Below are 18,662 nucleotides of genomic sequence, written 5' to 3'. Positions count from 1 at the left end.
GACCAGATCGTTAGGGAATCCAAGGGGCGGATCTATCCGGCAAAGGATGCCCGCATGTCACCGGCTATGTTTGAAATATCACACCCGCGCTTGAATGAGTTCAAAGCTCTGATCGATCCGCGTTTTTCCTCAAGTTTATGGCGAAGAGTTATGGAGACCACATGAAGAAGATAGTTATCCTTGGTGCTACATCAGCTATGGCAACTGAAACTGCACGCCTCTTTGCACAAGAGGGAGCAGAGCTATTCCTAGCGGCGCGAAATCAGGAGAAACTTACACGCCTTGCAGACGATCTAAGGGCACGTGGGGCAACAGCCGTGCACAGCGCTACCTTTGAGGCCCACGACCTCGGCTCCCATCAGCAAGTAATGGAACGTGCCAGTAGCGCGTTAGGTGAGATAGACGCCGCCCTGATAGCATACGGTGAGCTACCGAACCAAAAGGGGTGCGAAGAGAGCTGGGATACCGCACAGCGATCACTACTAACGAATTTTACAAGCCCGATAGTATTCCTGACCTGGTTGGCGAACTACTTTGAGGGCCGCAAAGCAGGTAACATCACCGTTATCTCCTCGGTAGCTGGAGATCGTGGTCGGCAGAGCAACTATATTTACGGTGCAGCAAAGGGGGGTCTGACCACCTTCCTGCAGGGGTTGCGTAATCGGCTTGCACATCACGGAGTTTCGGTTACTACAATTAAGCCCGGATTTGTCGATACACCTATGACGGCCGACTTAAAACAGGGGCCACTATTTGCTTCAGCAGCATCGGTCGGCAAACGGATTCACAGAGCTATGCAGCGCGGAGAATCGGTGGTTTATGCCCCCGGCTTCTGGCGACTTATTATGCTTATCATCTTGCATATCCCGGAATGCATCTTTAAGAAACTTAAGTTGTAGCTCTGAGTTTTTCTCTCTCTTCCATCTACCATAGGACTGCAAACTAGAACCGATACGATAGTGCCGCTCGAATGCGATAACTCGGGGTTATTTGCAGGTCTGAGTTTTTTACATTGATTGGGAGGTCTAATCCGAAGACTCCCTGCCATTGCTGCGCCACCAAGGCACTGATCTCTGGCCCTAGAAATGTGGTGTTATAAGCCGTGTCGGTATACTCCACTCCACCCTTTCCAGTATCCATGTCCTTGTACTGGCCGGAAAGCCTCGCCCTCAGCGCAATCTGGGCGTTGTCTTCTAAATATAAATACCTACCAACCGCTGTCGACCAGATCCAATCGTTTGCGTACTTGTACGAGTACGACCCTTCAGTGCGGATAGTGTACTGCACATCCGTCGCAAAGATAAACTTATCCCACTGCGTAAACAGTCCTGCTCCTAGTGGAAAATCCCATGAACCTGAGCCCAGCGTAATATCGTGCCCGTGAATTGCGTTCTCAGCGCTTGGTCCGGGAACTACCGCACCGTGCTTCTGTGTAAGGGCATGTTGGCTACTATCATCATCATGACCATCCTCGTCAGAAGAGTCCTCTTCCTCTTCATGATGACCAGGAGCAGTCTCCTCTCCCAGATAATGTGCATCTCCTGTAGGCAATTCCACACCTGCGAACACGCGCAGTCGAGCAAGTGTACTACCCTCGGCATAGTTCATAGGAACATAGTGCGCTAGGAGGGTAATATCACCTATTCCAGCATCACTTCCGCGTTGTGGTGATCCATCTTCGATTCTACGCCACGTACGACTCACAACCGGAAGAACCAATTGAAGCGACGTTGTGGTACTCGGATCGTATTGGGCAGACAGCTGAGTTACGGAGCTCTTAAGAAACTGATTCTCGGTATTTGAAACAAAGTGGCCATCACGCTGAAGGCGATCTAAGCTCGTAAATTGCTCAGCGATACCAAGACGAAGCGCGTTCTCGATCGGACTCTCCATCTGAACCGCTGAGTAGAGAGCGCATACATCGCACGCGTTAGCCTGCGGAGAGAGGAAAAACACTACTAATGACAGGGCGATTGCCTGCCGTAAAATTTTAGCCTTCATAGAACTTTCGCTTAAAAAATATCCCTCGCAGCATAAAGTCGCAATCCGCGTAACTATTCACCACAGTATAAGCCTGTCGCTGGTTAAACGAATTTGGCCCAGCAGTTACCCACGGTAACTCCCTTTCTTGACCTCTCCTAATCGGAGACGCTCATCTTAGTGGGTGAATAGTTATCACAATTATAGCGTTTTGTTAAATAGTCAACATATTGCAGAAATATTCGCATACGGTAATGACACTCTATAGCACCTAATAGGCTGATTTGCGGAGCCCGTCCAGCAGCGCAAGCTGCTGGCGCAGCAATGCGGTGGGGGTGACAACATTAACTAGTCAAAAAATATATCGTACCCAATCAGGGGACAATAAGAAAGGGTAGGAGCGTACAAAGACCGCCTCCTATAAGCATTAACGAGTACAACAGTAAAACGTGGTGACTAGTTACGCGTTTCGGCGATATGCACGTCGCCAGAGTAGCTAGGCAACACGCCACTCCTAATGGCCCAGGCATAGCTGCGCGTTAGCCCCTCTTCAAGGGACACGCTTGGCCTCCAACCAAGGGCCGTAATCTTTGATGTATCGAGCACCTTACGAGGAGTGCCATCAGGTTTTGAGCTATCAAACCTAATCTCTCCCTGGTAGCCGACGACTCGTTTCATAAGTTCAGCAAGTTCACGAATAGTAACGTCCTGGCCGGTTCCAACATTGAGGGTCGTTGCCTCCTCATAGTGATTCATAACCATAAGCGCGGCTGTGGCAAAGTCATCAACATAGAGAAACTCTCGGCGCGGCTCTCCTGTACCCCATACCGTAACGTACGGATCAGCGCTGAACTTAGCCTCATGAAAACGACGCATCATTCCAGGAATTACGTGTGAGTGCTCCGGATGAAATTTGTCGTTCTCTCCGTACATATTGGTCGGCATAACGGAGACGAAACGCTTGCCGTACTGCTGCTGATACTTCTCGCATAATTTAAGACCTGCAATCTTAGCCAAAGCATACCCCTCATTGGTTGGCTCAAGTGGGCCAGAGAGGAGTGCCTCTTCAGGAATAGGTTGCGGAGAGAGTCTCGGATAGATACAGGAGCTCCCGAGGTAGAGTAACTTCTGCACTCCGTTATCAGCCGCTGCTTTAATGATATTGGCGGAGATCATCAGATTTTCGTAGAGGAAATCCGCTTGGTGTTGCGAGTTGTGTAAAATTCCACCGACTTTTGCGGCTACCACAAATACGAACTCAATTCGCTCCTGTGCGAAAAATCTCTGCACCGCTGCCTGATTGAGGAGATCAAGCTCGGCTCTGGTTCTCAGGATAATGTTACTGTAGCCATGCCGTTCAAGGCCCCGCACAATAGCAGAACCCACTAAGCCCCTATGCCCAGCGACAAAAACCCTGGAATCATGAGAGAAACTGGAGAAGACCTTTAGCTCAGTCATAACAAGGTATTAGGATGCTAGCCTAGGACAACTAGATTTATACCTGTTTGAAATAGCTTCTTCCAGTCTGATTCTTCAATTAATATTGCGACTTAGATGATTAGCTCAAGCGATCAGGTCATACTGTTAAGCAGGGAGTGGGGGCACCTGTGCACCTACTTCGTTCTTTCACATAATTATATGGGCGCCTCCAAGCCTTAGGGTTCTAGAGAGCGCTATGAGTAGATGCCCGATTCCAAAAACGGAAATACCGTTTGGACTCACTGCACCCTTAGTTGCGATCCAAAAGATGCCACTACGGGTGCAGCGAGCCTCCGAACTAGGTGTTCGAACAAGGCTAGCACCCTCTTTATTGACCAAGAGAAAACAGGTCAGTCACATGTCCAAAGAGGATGTTATGCAGAAGATTATTTTTGGCGCAGTCGGATTTTCCCTGTCTCTCGTGATGGGGTGTCATAGCTGCCAGACTCCGAAAGGCTACATGCTTGTACCGGTGGAACAAAATGGACGCCCTCCGGTCCTAATTGGTGCTCCGATCCCCTTTGTTCAGCCCCTGCCGCCTTCGGCAAACGTACCTCCTGCTATCGAAGGGATCTTACCCGCCCCTCGGCGTGTGATACCCTCCTCCGTTACACCTCTGGTCCCCACAATCAGACCAGAATATACGGCGTAGTAGGAGTTAAGTTAGAACCTCTATTCTAACTTTAATCGGGCACCTCATAGCGTAAATCAACTTAGGTTTGATCTGTTATGCTAGGAGGTGCCCTTCCTTACCTGTTCTGAATACAGCTACATCTCAAGCAAAAAGCGGATCTGCTTTACCAGCAAACTATTCGCTCGATACTTCTCACAGAACATATCAGCTCCCCGTTCAAGGGCAGAGAATTCAAGATCGTCTCCACAGGCTGTCAGCATAATGACCGGGATATCACTGGTAGACCAATTACCCTCAAGCCCCCGTATCGCCTGCAGGAACTCAAAGCCGTTCATCTCTGGCATCTTATAGTCTGAAATTATAACGTTAAACTCCTTTTCTGCCAGCATATCGAGAGCCTCTGCTGCCGAATCGCTCGTCATCACCTGATAGCCAGCTTTTTCAATTATCTTTTGCAGCATCTTGAGCTGAACTGGATCATCGTCAACGACTAGCACGCAATTATGGCTCGGCTTAATCGGTTTGAGATCAAACCCGTAAGCCCATTCAGACTCGGGGGTCTCATCACTATCACCACCCTTAAGCTCCTCTGGCAGATCACTCAAGAAGTTCTGTTTATTATTATTTGCGCGCGAATGGTTCATAATATTTCGCCTCTTTTTAACTTACAGACTCTCTCTGCGCGTCCCTGCCCCGAGGTCCCCTCCATAAGACCGTCCTCATTCCTTTCAAAGTAAGAGTTCGGCATAAGAATCATAATGCTTATGGTTGCGGGGCTCTTTTTTCGCGGATATTATGTTTTTTCAGGTTTTAGTGGCCACAATGCTAGCGCAAAGATCGCAAGAAGTTGTACTTTTGACCGCGCTACTAAGAGATTCCTCTATACTAATACAGAGTTGCTCGTATGATTCGGAAGTTAACCCCTCAGGATATCCCAGCTATCTTAGCACTTGTGCAAGCTAATCCAGATACCCTGCTCCCCCGAACTGAGGCGGATTATCTGGAGCTGATAAACACAACCTGGATTGCTGAGCAGGATGGAATAATTGTCGGAAGTTGCGTACTCGAGCTCTATAGCCCCAAGATAGCAGAGATACGCACCTGTGTTGTCGACTCAGATTACCGTGGTCAGGGGATCGGTCAGGAGCTTGTAAAGGTCGCTATTCAGGAGGGGCAGCGACGAAATATCCGTGAGATACTAGTTGTAACATCAAAGCCGGAGTACTTTAAAAAGCTCGGATTCGGTGACTGCCTACATGAAAAGTATGCTCTTTTCTGGACCGGCTCTAAAAACAATGCTTAAACAGGCACGATGAATAAGCGCTTCGGAGTGGCGATCTTAGGTGGAAGTGGCTACGGCGCGGGAGAGCTGCTCCGGATCCTCAGCATGCATCCAGACATAGAGGTATGCAGCGTTACATCTCGGTCCCATGCAGGGAACCCTGTCAGTTCAATCCATTCGCACCTAAAAGGTACTACCTCACTCAACTTTGATAAAGCCCCGCAACTCACTACCCTTAAGCACTACGAGCGGAGCGTCCTGGTCTTAGCTATGCCGACCGGTCTCGCCGTTTCCGCCATTGAAACGGCGCTAGCTCAGGGGCTCTCAGAGAACACCTCAGTTATAGATCTCTCAGGAGATCTCCGCTTAAGGGATGCAGCACAACACCAGCAGTTTTATCCAGAGGTTGAGTTCTCTGCGGAGCTGCGCGCAAGTTTTATTTACGGACTAACGGAGCTATCCCGCCGTGAGATTTCACACGCTCGATTTATTACCAACCCTGGCTGCCTGGCAAGCGCTGCGATCCTGGCCCTCGCTCCACTTGCATCTAAGCCACTAACGGGACAGGTTGTGGTCGACGCCAAGACCGGCACCTCCGGAGCCGGGCGTGAGCTTCAAGCCTCTATGCACCATCCAAGCCGTACTGCTGATTTTACAGCCTATAAAACGTTGCAACACCGGCATGAGCCAGAGATCCTGCAGGCGCTCGGGCCATCATTTAACCCCGGGGGATCCTTTATATTCTCCCCACACCTACTTCCGGTATCTCGCGGCATATTTGTATCGGCCTATCTCTCGCTTACAGAGAGTTGCTCGGCAGAAGCGCTCACTCAGCACTATCACAACTTCTATGCTGATTCTCCCTTTATTCGCCTAAGAGACACCCCGCCACGACTTGCAGATGTTGTGGGTACTAACTTCTGCGATATCGCCGTCACCGTGCGTGACAACCAGGTTGTTATTATGAGCGCCATTGATAACCTAGGAAAGGGCATGGCCGGCCAGGCGATTCAAAATATGAACCTACTGTTTGGGCTCCCAGAGAAAACTGGCCTGATGACCCTAGCGCTAGGCCCAGTATAGGAGCATGGTAACTAGTCAGGATAAACTAAGGACGATTGCACACGTAGGAGCTCTGTACCAACCCCTCAGGGGTCGATTTGCAGAGCAAATCGGGGGTGATAATATTAACTAGTCACAAAATATATCGTTCCCGATCAGGGGACAACAAGAAAGGGTGAGAGCGTACAAAGACCGCCTCCTATAAGCATTAACGAGTACAACAGTAAAACTTGGTGACTAGTTACGGAGCATGCATGGAGCTTATCACCCCCTCTGAGATCCTTCGCCAACACCCCTCTGTACAGGCGCTCTCAGGCCAGCGCTTTCTTATCAAGTACGGGGGTGCGGCCATGGAGATTGAACAGACACGGCAGCTCGTATGTTCAGAGATAGCAGCACTCTCAAATCTTGGGGTTAAGATCATAGTTGTGCACGGCGGTGGAAAAGAGATCTCACGAATGATCGATCGTCTGGGCCTTACCTCCCACTTTATCGATGGACTGCGGGTTACAGATGACGCAGCGATGCTGGCCACCGAGATGGTTCTCTCTGGAGCCGTTAATAGCGATCTAGTTTCTCGCATAACAAGGAGCGGCGCTCCGGCAGTTGGAGTATCTGGACGGGCTGCTAGGCTAATCACCGCCCAAAAGCTCCGCGGCAGAAACGGCGAGGACCTAGGCCGAACCGGCGAGGTCGTTGCAACCGATCCAGGCATTATCGAAGCATTACTCGCTGCCAGCTTTGTACCTGTTATCTCCCCTGTTGGAGAGGATAGCGCTGGCAACGCCCTAAATCTAAACGCCGACTATGCGGCTGGGGCCCTGGCAGGCGCGCTAGGTGCTAAGGCCTGCGTGTTTCTAACGGATGTAGCAGGAGTAAAGCATAACGGTGAGGTCGTTGCCTCGCTAACCAGAGAGGAGATAGCTACCTTAATCCACGATGGCGTTATCTCTGGTGGAATGATCCCTAAGGTAGAGTGCGCCCTACGAGCACTCGCTGCAGGTTGCCCCCGTGCCGTTATCGCAGATGCTACTAAGCCCCTGATCGTTACCTCGGCTATCCTGGATCTAGCCGGATGTGGCACTAATATCACTTAGCCTATTAAATGGTTACGCCGTATTTGCAACCGCTCTGGGTTAGCGCTACTGTTTAATCTTTAGATACCTGTATCTCCAAGGACACTATCTATGGGCCGTATATTTGAGAAGAGAAAGGACCGCATGTTCGCCCGCTGGTCGAAGATGGCTAAGGCCTTCACTAAGATAGGAAAGGAGATCGCTATCTCCATAAAGCTCGGAGGCCCCGAGCCATCAGCTAATGCCCGTCTGCGTATGGCCATTCAAACCGCGCGCTCGTTAAACATGCCGAAGGATCGCATCGAAGCCGCTGTTAAGCGGTCCACCTCTAAGGAGCAGCTAGATTTAACCGAGATAACCTACGAAGGCTTTGCGCCCTACGGTGTCGGCCTCTTTATAGAAGCAGCTACCGACAACGCCACACGCACAGTTGCAAACGTACGAAATATACTTTTAAGAAACGGTGGAAATCTGGCTACAACAGGCGCGCTTGAGTATATCTTTGATCGCAAGGGGATCTTCAAGATCGTTCCCCCATCGACCGATATGGATGAATTTGAGCTTGAGCTGATAGACCACGGACTGGAGGAGATCTTTGAGGCCGATGATGGCCTCCTCTTATACTCAACCTTTAGGCAGTTTGGAGATCTGCAAAAGGCCCTGGAAGCCCGTGGTGTTGAGGTAAAAAGCGCTTCATCACAGCGCATCCCAATGAGCTTCGTTAACGTTACGCCGGAGCAGGAGCAGGATATTCAGAAACTAATTGAGCGTCTTGAAGAGGATGACGACGTTCAGACCGTATTCCATAATATGCAGATTGATGGCGAATAGCTTATTACTCTGGGGAGTAATTGAGAATATCGCATGCCATCTGTGCCACACGCGGATAAGGTACCCCGGTTAAGTAGCGCAGCATATTGTGGGCTTTTTGTAGCAGCCGCTCATCCTTAAGAGGCAGGGCCCCCATCAAGCGCGCTAAAGCCAGCATCACCTGCGGGTTCTGCTGCAAGCGCAGCAGATCTGAGCAGCGCGTTAAGACCTCCGCGTGAAAGTTTTCGAGCTTAGCAAACGCAAATATTATCTGGTGCGTGAATTTATCTCCATCAACAGCACGCCCTACTAACGCCTCCATCAGATGATCAACGATCTGAACGCCTGCTTGTGGATTTATATCATGCAGTAAAACTGTAAGGTTACTTGCGGCAGACCCTATAATCCTTGCGCTAGGTTCCCATAACGCCCCGGCCAAGCGCTCAATAGCAGCAGAGACGTTACCGCTTGAATCTAGGCAAATCATGGTAAAATCACGCGCCATGCTAATTTCGATCTCTTCGTCGCCATCAACACACTCGAGCATCTGCAGAAGCTCTGGAGAGATCTCAAATTCTCGTAATGCCTCAAAAAACTGTAATTTTACCGATGCCTCGCTCCGTTCAAAATCTGGTTGAGTGAAAGCTAGAGCACACCTTACGAGATTGCATTGCGGCTCCTCCATAACGCTGCCGTACTTATTGAGAACCGTAATAGACTGCTCTCGCGTGCTCCCTACAGGCAGGTAAATTCCGACAAGCGCTGCATAGAACTGATCCTCCGTAAGGTTTTTAGGCCTCTCCCGAAGGATCTGTTTAAGCAGCTGCAAGTGATCGGACTCAGCCAGCTGCAAATAAATGTCTACAGCCTTATACCGCGAGTCCCTCACCTCTGGATTAACCACCCCATCCCCATCAAAAAAAGCATCTATACGCGCATCTCTCCAATTGCTGGAGCTATGCCCAATAATATGCAGGGGTACTAAAGCACCGTCCGCGTAATCCCCTTGATCGCCAAGAGCTCGTGCTGCATCAACAGCGATGCCGGTACGGGTGTCACGCAAGAGCCGAATAAGTATCGGGACAGCTACGGGATGCAGCTCGCGTGTCGAGACGAGAGCTGTAATAAGATGGGAAAGGACCTCTCCATTCGGCTCACGAAAAATTCGTTGAAAGATCTCTGCCGGCACCCGCTCAAGAGCTGCGGCCTCCAATCCGATAAACTCTGCAGCGGCACACCGCACCACAAGCGATGGATCGCTGATAAGGGTAAGTGCGGCTAAAAGCTGTGTTGAAACGCCTCTAGGGAGCCCAGGGAGGCCCGCTGCAGCCTCTGTGCCGCGGCTGCTCTGACAACTATGTATCGGCGTTCTATATGATTCTTGAAGGCTAGCCACCTATGTATAGTGCAACACCTTACCTATAATGGCCACCGATTATTGCCACTTAATCCAGGGTGTTTGAAACGGTTTGGATCTGATCCAAACGAAAAAAGTGGGATTGCCAACACTAACCCCTCGGAGCTGTAAAGTTGGTGTTTACACTAGACTTGGTCTTGCCGAGAACTACCCGAGGATTCTTGAGGGAGATCTCAACCCTCCATGAAGCGGAATATGCCCCACCTGGGGTAAGGCCTCTAAGCGAGATACGATTCCTTCGATCTCTGACGGTCTTTGAGCGCGCTGCCATAATCGACACCTGCTGTGAGTCCTGCGTAAGGGCAGCAACCTGGCTCTGTATACCATATGTAACAACATAGGTTACGACGTAGTTCTTTTTGTTATCCAGTGCTTTCCTAGCGTTCTTTTTTGAAAGACGAAACTTGCGCATCAACATAGATAACGCCTTCTTATCTTGAGCAGGACTAAGCTCCGCGATCACGCTCGGCAACACAACCGTAACATTATTACCATCGATCTCTATCTCTGCAGCGGGAATATTCGGACTATCCGGCCCTACAAAGATCGGGGCTCCGGTAGCGGCTGCGGTGGGTGTGGCAGTATTCGTAGCTGTTGGTGTCGCGGTTGCAGTTGGTATCTGAGGTTCATAATTACCGATACAGTAGATCCTCGTTTTTAGCCCCACATTGCAAGAGTAGCTAGCATCGTTCGCAATCCAGCTCTCTATATTACTCGTAAGTAATCCCGCCTCGGTTACTCCCGTAGTAGCTGTCCAGTCTTCGCAGAGGTCAGAGGCAGAGTTTGAGATCCGCATGCCATCACCGTTCGTTCCGGTAAAGATCTGCTCCGTATCTATATTACCGTTCAGGTCGTTCCTATACTCATCATATCTCACGGCGTTATTAATAGTGTATGGAGCTCCGTTCCAGAGATCTGCCCGATCGGTCGCTATAAGCTCATGCCTCATATTGTATATCGCGCCGGTCCCGGTTATGCCTGTTAGGTCCCTTGCATCCCAGGTTGACGATGACATCAATGGAAACCAGGTGCCGGTCAGACCTGCCGTATCTGCCAGATCTTGGCAATATGCACGCGCACCCTCAAGCCCAGGTCCCTGACCTAAAGGCCCGGAGATCTGCCCGCCGTTAAGATAGCTACTCGATGCAAAGATCGTCAGCACATCGTTAGTACCGCTCCACTGATTATTAAATCCCGGAGTGCTACTGGATGTTGGCGTTGGGGTCGGCGTGTGCGTTGATACAATGCCGGGGGTCTCCGTTGGTGTTGAAGTATTCGTAGCTGTTGGCGTAGCAGTTGAGATATCAGTATCGACTGGCGTTGCGGTTGGGGTTGCCGTAGCGGTAGTGGTATCGACCGGAATATCAGTTGGAGTCTCAGTAGCAGTCTCAGTTGGAGTCTCTGTTGCAGTCTCAGTTGGAGTCTCAGTAGCAGTCTCTGTTGGAGTCTCAGTTGGAGTCTCGGTAGCAGTCTCAGTAGCAGTCTCGGTTGCAGTCTCAGTAGCAGTCTCAGTTGGAGTCTCTGTTGCAGTCTCAGTTGGAGTCTCGGTAGCAGTCTCGGTAGCAGTCTCAGTAGCAGTCTCAGTAGCAGTCTCAGTTGGAGTCTCAGTTGGTGTGCTTGTAGGTACTCCGGTATCCGCAACATATGGCCCAATCAGTTCATCGCAGGACTGTACACTAACAAATTGTGTTCCATCCACAACCACATCAACCCTACCGCTCTCTGAATTAAAGCCGGGAGACCCTGAGAGTAGTAACGGTAGTGGGGTTCCGTTATGGTGCCCAATACATGTAGCTCCCCCAGCTAAAGCCCTGCCCTGCTCCTGTGCGGCATCCAGCTCGCAGTTGTTAAACTGCAAAATGCTAGTACATAAGCCACCCTTGATACCAAATATCCCAACCGAGCCCCCTGTAGTTACCTCAGAACGGTACGCAGCAAAGGCAGCATCCGGTGTATCAAGTAATCCGCTAAAGGTATCGCGCAGGTGAACTAAGGAGAGGCCAAAGCCATCTGACGGCTCGGCAAGGGGCTTGCTCACTACGCAACTCGGAGCCCCACTTAGTGAATTATGCCTAATTGAAACGCTGCCACGATCTGACCCTGCTCCAATAAGAGAGTACGCATGGAAGGTAGAGTATGGATCCCCTGCAACGACCGCACCAAGTTGATCTCCAGTGCTACCCTCAACAGAGACATAGTAGGAGCTGGCACTTGTAACGTGGTTTACCCTACCAACGTTTGTCCCGTAAAACGGCTGTCCCACCAATAGATGAGGCTTTCCATCGCTCGATGAAGAATCATACGGTATCTGAGCCATCGAGTATCCAAATTGCGAGCTCCCTCCTAAGTTCTGTCCGTACGTTTCATCGATTACGCCCGTACAAACACCCCCTAGGGAATATGCAAAGTGATACCCGGCTATCTGAGATGCCGCTGGAATACCCACTATCAGGTTAGCAAAGCCCCCAGCAACTTGATCGCGCAGCGCTTGCAGCTCCTCTCCATATCCAACGCCCCCTGAAACACTACCGCAGTTGCTCCAAGTAACAGCACCTCCAGCAACGCTACTGCTAAATATATAAACGCTACCACCTAGAGAAGCCTCTCCCGGAGCTCCGATTGCAAGTTCATCTACTCCATCCCCGTTAAGATCATCCATGAACTGAATAGCTCTACCAAAGTGCTGGTTAGAGGTTGCAGATAGTGGCGTAAGCTCCTGTACCGCTACACTAGCGGCGTCTGCATCGTAGATATAAACTCGGCCAGCGCCGTTTGATGCATTGGGAGAACCAACAGCTATATAAGACCTACCTAAGGTACTCACTACCGCTTTGCTACAAGCTATCTCAGCACCGAATCGCCCCCCTGTAGCTCCCCCATGCAGTGAAAAGGTTGCAGTGAACCAGCTTTCAGGGCTAGCCCACGCCTCAATAGAGAGGGAGCAGATAAGCACAGAAAGTATGACCCTAACATAGATCATAATCGTCGACGTAATCCTTCATATAACGACTGAGATAGCAGTAACCTCAAAACTAAACCTGAAAACGCTCCCCAGATCAGAGGGCATAGCACCGGCACGAACCATCCCATCACAAAGAGCACAAATTGAAATGCTAGTATTCCTGCCGCAGTCACCATAAGCATAACGATCGCTTTAGCCCCTGATAGAGCTAAGACAACAAAAGCAACAAATGCTGCCAGAGCTCCACATATAAACAGGTTCGTTACGGGCGAAACCTCCCTGATCCAATCCTGCTTTAGAAGGTTTGAGGTAGCTGTCGCGTGAATCTCAGTACCAAAGGTGCCCTGATCAAATGGGGTAACGAACGCTTCTCGCTGCGACGGACCTGTGCGGCTACGTAGGCTCAATCCGACAAAGACTATCTTTCCTGTAAAGGTTCCTACAGGAAGGCGGTGTTTATCTGAAACTACCATCTCATACGGTACGGTCGGAATCGTACGAGCATCTCCATAGAATTTAATAAGTGCATCTTTATTAGGTTTTAGAACTACTGGATTTCCGAAGCCTGTGGTCGCACTAGCCGCCTCAGCCAACGAAGGAACATCTGGAAATAGCTCAGAACGATTAACAAGAAAATTCCGTACACGACCAAATCGTTGTGGCAATCCAATAATACCTATACCAGCGGCCGCCTCCTCAAAAATAGGGGCGGGCTTAATCAACTCCTCAAGGAAGAAGGACCCATTAAGGGTCGCTCTCTGAGATAGCCCTGATGCTGCCGCGAGGATGGTAGGAACTCTTTTCATGGCTACCGCAAGGGCCTGATCGGCTGCTACATCCTGCCCGGAGTCCTTAAAGATAATATCAAATACGATCCGTTTCGCCTTATCGTCGGCTAGCCTGTTAATCAGGCGGGTGTGTAGCTCTCGTGGCCAGGCTCCAATTATCGGCACATCGAGAGTTGAGTAGCTCTGCTCATCCATCGATACAATCATAATATCAGGGTGAGGCGCACTTATACCGCGCGCTATAAATAGGTTATCCGATTGCACAAGCTCCATTCGAGCAAAGGTGTCGGTGCTGCTCATTGGAAGCGCAAAGAACGAGAGAAGAAGTGCCAGAAGCCCTTTAGTGGTCGTGTTTCCCTGACGAACTCTCCTAAATATACGGGTATGAAAAGGGGTATCTGCAAGGACCTGCTCAAGGGACAGGGTGTTATTTACCAGACCACTGACAAGTCCCTCGTCGATCTGACGTGGCGCATATTTGTCTAGATTGCCAGCAAACGCTGCTAGAGACCGCATGCGGATCTGTGGATCTATCTCAAGCAATCCAAGCAGCCCATGTGCTAGCCACTCCGGAATATCGGGACGTAGCTCGCGCGGATCGGCCGGTAGCTCCTCTACCTTGCGCATAATAAGACGGGCTGGGATATCATCATCTATTGGAAGCCGTCCTGTCAGAAGCTGATACAACATCGCTCCAAGCGCATAGTAATCAACTGCTATGGTCGCTTCCTCCCCGATTAGGGTCTCCGGGGCCAGATAAGCCATCGTTCCAACTATCTCACCTGAGGAGACCGTCAAGCTCGACACCCCTCCTCGCGCTATTCCGAAGTCGGTGATCTTCAAGCGCCCCTCATCCAGCACCATCACATTTCCGGGCTTAAGATCGCGGTGCACAACTCCAACCGCATGTACCGCCGAGATGCCACGCATTAGCTGTACAGCTATGCTTAACACTGCGGGCAAGGGCATAAACTCATCTCCGATCAATGAATCAAGGGTCTGCCCTGAAAGATATTCCATTGTATAGAAGAGCGTTTCGCCCTCCTGTCCAAAGTCGAAGGTTCTGACAACGTTCTCGTGATTGATCTTGTGAGTAAGTCGTACCTCTCGCAAAAAGCGATGAACGATCTCGTCTTTAAACTGGGGGCCCCTACGGAGAATCTTGAGCGCAACGTGTGTCTCGCCGAGAACCATATCCTCGGCCAGATACACCGACGCCATTCCGCCGCTACCTAACGGTCGAATGATCTTGTATCTATTCCCGATAAGTTGACCTGCGGGTAGGTATTGAGAGTTTTCCATGGTTCCAGCTATTAAACTCATACCGCTATTAGTAATTAAACTTATAGATCGCAGAGGATCCCATGGTCTCTATCGGTAGGTTCAACTCAAAACATTTAGCTTTTTCCTTAAAAAAACAGGAAGCCCCCCAGATTCCTGCTCCTTGTTCCCCTGGCAATCGGAGAATTTCGCATCTGTTGCCAATAGATGCGCCTACCAAAACACAACTAAAAATCGTTAAGTAGCTGTTATACCTTAAGATTCTCACGTTACCTCTACCTACGTCTAAAATATAGAAAAGTTACTCTGCGATCTGGTCGATAGATCTAAAAACATCTTTCCATATAAAATTTGATGCGCGAGACGGGGTTTTAGCATCATCATCTAGAGGAGAATTGTGTGTTTTAATGGATAAGCTCTTGCGATATCTAATAACAGCAACACTTGTCATTGCATGCCTAATCGGAGCAAATTGCTACTCCTACGCCCAAAATAAGACAGTAGCCTCCCTGTATTCAAATGAGGGATCGATATTCGTACGCCGAACAGGCACATCAGTATGGCAGCCTGTAAAAGGTGGTGACTCATTTTACGAGGGTGACACCGTACGAACTGGAACCGATGGCAAGGCTGCCTTTGAGTTCGTAGATGGTGCGCTGGTGCGAATTGGCCGCTTCTCGGCCATGACCTTTGAGAAGGTTCTGGCAAACGGAAATCCGAGCGTCACCCATACACAGGGCAAAGCGTATTTCTTTTCGCGCGGCGCTCGGCGGGAACCAGAGATCAATACTACAACCGTCAACGCCGCTATATTCGGAACAGAGCTCGTTATCGAGACGAACGAAGACTCTACTACTATTGATGTGTTGCACGGCTCTGTAAAAGCCTCCAACTCTTTTGGCGCTACAACGCTCGCCCCTGGTGAGCGCGCCGTTACGAAACGTGGATCTCCTCCAGCTAAATCTATCCTCGTAAGGCCCGCTGACTCAGTTCAATGGATGATCCGATTTCCTTTCATCCTGATTGAATCAGATATCGTATCATCTCCAGATGCGGGATGTTCCGGCGCCTGTGCCTCCGCTGTGCATGAGGTTTTTACTCAAGTTAAATCTGGAAGATCTCTGATAGATGCCTTAAATAATAGCTCAAACAAACTTAAATCAACCGATCGCGGCGCTCTATTAGAGGCTATTGCGCTGTGGAGGGTCGGAGAGATAGCGCGTGCCGCCGCTAACATTAAGGCCATGTCTCAAACTATGAGCGCCCCAGATAGCGCACTGCGCGAGCTCCTACTTGGATTTCTTGAATTACAAAACAGTAATCTTGCCGCCGCGCAGGATCACCTTAGTGCAAGCACAAAGTTAAGAGCTGACCTGATAAATGCTCAGCTGTTGCAATCATATATCTCACAGGCAAGCGGCAATCTCGACGATGCCCTCTCTATTATTAAAAGCTCGCGTCAAGAGCATCAAGATGTTCCGGAGCTCTTTGACCGTGAGGCGGAGCTGCTACTCTCATTTGACCGCTACGAGGATACAAAGGCGCTGCTTGAGAAACGGGAGCTAGCTTTTGGTACTAGCTCCATGAGTGCGGCTCTATCAGGATTTGCCGCTATCTCCCGCAAGGATTTTGCACAGGCGCAACTAGATTTTGCCACAGCTCTAAGCGAGGACCCCTCGCAAGCCTTGCCCTACTTCGGCCAAGCTCTTATCAAGGTTAACGATAGAGACTACGATAGCGCTAAAGACCTCCTCTCGCACGCGGTTCAGTTAGAACCGAGCACAGCCATCTATCGTTCCTATCTAGGAAAGCTTTTCTTTGAGAATGCGCAGTCGGAGCACTCAAGGCAGGAGTTCGATGCTGCAATCGCCCTCGACCCCAACGATCCAACGCCGCACCTCTATCGCTCCTTCGTTGATGTAGCTCAAAACGATCCGATTAAGGGGCTTGCTGATGTAGAGCAATCGATTCAACTTAACGATGGTCGCGCCGTATACCGATCATCTCTACTACTAGATCGAGATCTAGCGGTACGTAGCGCTGGTCTTTCGCGGGTCTTTACAGAGCTTGGATTCTCTGAAGCTGCGCGTATAGAGGCCATAAAGTCCATCACTACCGACTACGGAAACTATTCAGCGCACCGACTCCTCTCAGAGTCCTACGATTCGATCCTCGATGTTGAAGCACGCCAGAGCGAGCAACGCGTCGCTGACCTTATGGCCCCGTTGAGTTTTAACCTCTTTAATAGCCTCGGTGAGGCCGCTGCTCTTGGAGACTACAACGCCCTTTTCGACAAAAAAGAGACCCGTGAGGCCTTTAGCACGACCTGGAATAGTAATCAGGACCAGATCGGCGGCGAGCTACTCGCTGTTGGAAAGGGAGATTCCCTTGGCTATCTCTTTAGCTACCAACCCTTCTATAGAAATGGCTCTAACCACGGCGCCTTCGCCAGCCAAAATCGTCTGCGCGGAGCTCTACAATATGAACTAACACCCGATGATCGTCTGATCCTAGATGGCAGCTTCAAGCTATTCAGGCAGGAGGGTCAAACCGATGCCGACTACTCTGAAGATGTTCATGTTGGAGTTGTAAGAGCAGGGTATAACCACCGCATCTCCTCTAACACCCGCTTCCTGATGCAGGGCGAGTTCGCTCGTGATAGTGAGAATACCGCACAACAAACTCCTCGCCCGGGGATCGTGCAGGAGAGCTTCCCAGATGGAACAACGTACGATGCCGATCTTGTATCGCAAGAATCAGCTCGACAACGGGTACAGCGCAATAGTCTAGCAACTCAACTTCTCTATACTTCAACTTACCTCGATTCAGTTTCAGGAGTTGAGGGACTTTATGCCGATACAAGCCGGCGCGAAACCTCACCCGCATACGGCTTTTACTCGCTCTGCCAAGACAATTCTGGTGAGCTGTGTGGAACCGGAGCAGGTGGAAATCTGACCAGTAGCGCCTCCGGTGCGCTCCGTTCCGGGGAGGTCTATGAGTACGTATCCCTCAAGGTGCCACGCAAAGCAAATCTAACGTTAGGGCTAGCTGGCACCTCGGTTGAGCACGATTTAACCGAAGTTCCTCCGTTCTTAAGCGGCAGGGGCAAAGAAAATAGCCTCGATCCCAAGATCGGATTAGTTCTGACCCCTACAAAATGGCTAACCACCCGCACGGCATACTTCGAAACACTTCAAAAATCTGTGCTTGAGGATCTGAGCTCCCTAGACCCAACCCTTATTGGTGGGCTTAATCAACGCTTTAACGATCTAAGCGCAGCACGTAGCAGAAACCTGGCCTTCGGTCTCGACGTAAAAGATCCCAACCTTTTCTATGCTGGAGCGCAATACACCCGTCGACATATAATCGAACCTCTTGGCTATGTAACGGAAACGGCCTCCTACGATGGAGAGAACCTAGCCTCTCTCCCCCCTAGTAGTGATGGTTTTATCGATAGCTCCGCCAATTCAGATATCTTTAGAGGATATCTGTACTCAGTCCTATCGCCCAGGGCGGTGCTAACAGCAGACACCCTTATGAATTGGTACGATCTAAATGAGTTCGGCTCTACGGATGGCATAAATACTAGGCGTTTTCGCTTCGGTTATCGCCGATTCTTTGGCAAGCACCTCTCCCTTTCAACACAGGGAACATTCCGAGATCAGAACACTACGACGAGCGCTGATACTACGAGGAGCTATGATAATGGTGGTTTCTGGCTCTTTGATACGGCTCTATCATACAGGCTTTCTGAACAACGCGGGCGTATGTTCTTTCGAATAGATAATATCCTTGATCGACAGTTCGAGTACGACCAGAGCGTTGGTCTTGAGCCTGCGGTACTAAAGGGCCGCTCGTTTATTCTTGGAATCTCTTACAACTTCTTCTAAA

Annotated in this window: 12 protein-coding genes; 6 read left to right on the top strand and 6 right to left on the bottom strand. The window is 50.1% G+C overall.

Annotation, left to right across the window (positions count from 1 at the left end; translation table 11 throughout):
• Positions 1-161 precede the first annotated feature (161 nt).
• Positions 162-899, top strand: a complete 738-nt coding sequence (locus NTV65_09375; GenBank protein ID MCX6115405.1) for an SDR family oxidoreductase — start codon at positions 162-164, stop codon at positions 897-899.
• Between the two features lie 43 nt (positions 900-942).
• Here the strand turns inward: NTV65_09375 and NTV65_09370 are convergent, their stop codons facing one another.
• From NTV65_09370 to NTV65_09360, 3 genes are all read right to left on the bottom strand, one after another.
• The gene (locus NTV65_09370; protein ID MCX6115404.1) at positions 943-2,001 is read right to left on the bottom strand and encodes a hypothetical protein; all 1,059 of its coding nucleotides are present in this window, start codon (positions 1,999-2,001) and stop codon (positions 943-945) included.
• A 435-nt stretch (positions 2,002-2,436) separates the two neighbouring features.
• Entirely contained in the window at positions 2,437-3,438 is a 1,002-nt protein-coding gene (locus tag NTV65_09365; GenBank protein MCX6115403.1) for a GDP-L-fucose synthase, read from the bottom strand.
• 789 nt (positions 3,439-4,227) lie between these two features.
• Positions 4,228-4,737, bottom strand: a complete 510-nt coding sequence (locus NTV65_09360) for a response regulator (GenBank protein MCX6115402.1) — start codon at positions 4,735-4,737, stop codon at positions 4,228-4,230.
• A gap of 260 nt (positions 4,738-4,997) precedes the next feature.
• On the opposite strand from NTV65_09360, the gene NTV65_09355 reads away from it, so the two are divergent.
• The 4 genes from NTV65_09355 to NTV65_09340 all read left to right on the top strand — a co-directional run bounded on the left by NTV65_09355 (position 4,998) and on the right by NTV65_09340 (position 8,344).
• The gene (locus NTV65_09355) at positions 4,998-5,396 is read left to right on the top strand and encodes a GNAT family N-acetyltransferase (GenBank protein ID MCX6115401.1); all 399 of its coding nucleotides are present in this window, start codon (positions 4,998-5,000) and stop codon (positions 5,394-5,396) included.
• A 9-nt stretch (positions 5,397-5,405) separates the two neighbouring features.
• Complete coding sequence (argC, locus tag NTV65_09350) at positions 5,406-6,458, top strand: N-acetyl-gamma-glutamyl-phosphate reductase (protein MCX6115400.1); 1,053 nt, start codon at positions 5,406-5,408, stop codon at positions 6,456-6,458.
• Positions 6,459-6,691: 233 nt separating this feature from the next.
• The gene (gene argB / locus NTV65_09345) at positions 6,692-7,534 is read left to right on the top strand and encodes an acetylglutamate kinase (protein ID MCX6115399.1); all 843 of its coding nucleotides are present in this window, start codon (positions 6,692-6,694) and stop codon (positions 7,532-7,534) included.
• Between the two features lie 90 nt (positions 7,535-7,624).
• Complete coding sequence (locus tag NTV65_09340; GenBank protein MCX6115398.1) at positions 7,625-8,344, top strand: YebC/PmpR family DNA-binding transcriptional regulator; 720 nt, start codon at positions 7,625-7,627, stop codon at positions 8,342-8,344.
• Positions 8,345-8,348: 4 nt separating this feature from the next.
• Here the strand turns inward: NTV65_09340 and NTV65_09335 are convergent, their stop codons facing one another.
• From NTV65_09335 to NTV65_09325, 3 genes are all read right to left on the bottom strand, one after another.
• The gene (locus NTV65_09335) at positions 8,349-9,719 is read right to left on the bottom strand and encodes a hypothetical protein (GenBank protein ID MCX6115397.1); all 1,371 of its coding nucleotides are present in this window, start codon (positions 9,717-9,719) and stop codon (positions 8,349-8,351) included.
• Positions 9,720-9,831: 112 nt separating this feature from the next.
• Entirely contained in the window at positions 9,832-12,720 is a 2,889-nt protein-coding gene (locus tag NTV65_09330) for an integrin alpha (GenBank protein MCX6115396.1), read from the bottom strand.
• Complete coding sequence (locus tag NTV65_09325; protein ID MCX6115395.1) at positions 12,717-14,813, bottom strand: CHASE2 domain-containing protein; 2,097 nt, start codon at positions 14,811-14,813, stop codon at positions 12,717-12,719. The genes NTV65_09330 and NTV65_09325 overlap by 4 nt, the downstream gene beginning before the upstream one ends.
• 365 nt (positions 14,814-15,178) lie before the next feature.
• Here NTV65_09325 and NTV65_09320 point away from each other — a divergent pair, with 365 nt between their 5' ends.
• Positions 15,179-18,661 carry a FecR domain-containing protein gene (locus tag NTV65_09320; protein ID MCX6115394.1) on the top strand — a complete coding sequence of 1,161 codons (3,483 nt, stop codon included), beginning with the start codon at positions 15,179-15,181 and terminating at the stop codon, positions 18,659-18,661.
• Position 18,662: the final 1 nt, after the last annotated feature.

It is taken from the genome of Pseudomonadota bacterium (genome assembly GCA_026390555.1).
Classification (GTDB): domain Bacteria; phylum Bdellovibrionota_C; class UBA2361; order UBA2361; family OMII01; genus OMII01.
This window is presented reverse-complemented; position numbering and strand designations above follow the sequence as displayed.

Coding starts and splice junctions, on each gene's coding strand:
- NTV65_09375 (MCX6115405.1), top strand. CDS start 162: ATGAAGAAGATAGTTATCCTTGGTGCTACATCAGCTATGGCAACTGAA.
- NTV65_09370 (MCX6115404.1), bottom strand. CDS start 2,001: ATGAAGGCTAAAATTTTACGGCAGGCAATCGCCCTGTCATTAGTAGTG.
- NTV65_09365 (MCX6115403.1), bottom strand. CDS start 3,438: ATGACTGAGCTAAAGGTCTTCTCCAGTTTCTCTCATGATTCCAGGGTT.
- NTV65_09360 (MCX6115402.1), bottom strand. CDS start 4,737: ATGAACCATTCGCGCGCAAATAATAATAAACAGAACTTCTTGAGTGAT.
- NTV65_09355 (MCX6115401.1), top strand. CDS start 4,998: ATGATTCGGAAGTTAACCCCTCAGGATATCCCAGCTATCTTAGCACTT.
- argC (MCX6115400.1), top strand. CDS start 5,406: ATGAATAAGCGCTTCGGAGTGGCGATCTTAGGTGGAAGTGGCTACGGC.
- argB (MCX6115399.1), top strand. CDS start 6,692: ATGGAGCTTATCACCCCCTCTGAGATCCTTCGCCAACACCCCTCTGTA.
- NTV65_09340 (MCX6115398.1), top strand. CDS start 7,625: ATGGGCCGTATATTTGAGAAGAGAAAGGACCGCATGTTCGCCCGCTGG.
- NTV65_09330 (MCX6115396.1), bottom strand. CDS start 12,720: ATGATCTATGTTAGGGTCATACTTTCTGTGCTTATCTGCTCCCTCTCT.
- NTV65_09325 (MCX6115395.1), bottom strand. CDS start 14,813: ATGAGTTTAATAGCTGGAACCATGGAAAACTCTCAATACCTACCCGCA.
- NTV65_09320 (MCX6115394.1), top strand. CDS start 15,179: ATGGATAAGCTCTTGCGATATCTAATAACAGCAACACTTGTCATTGCA.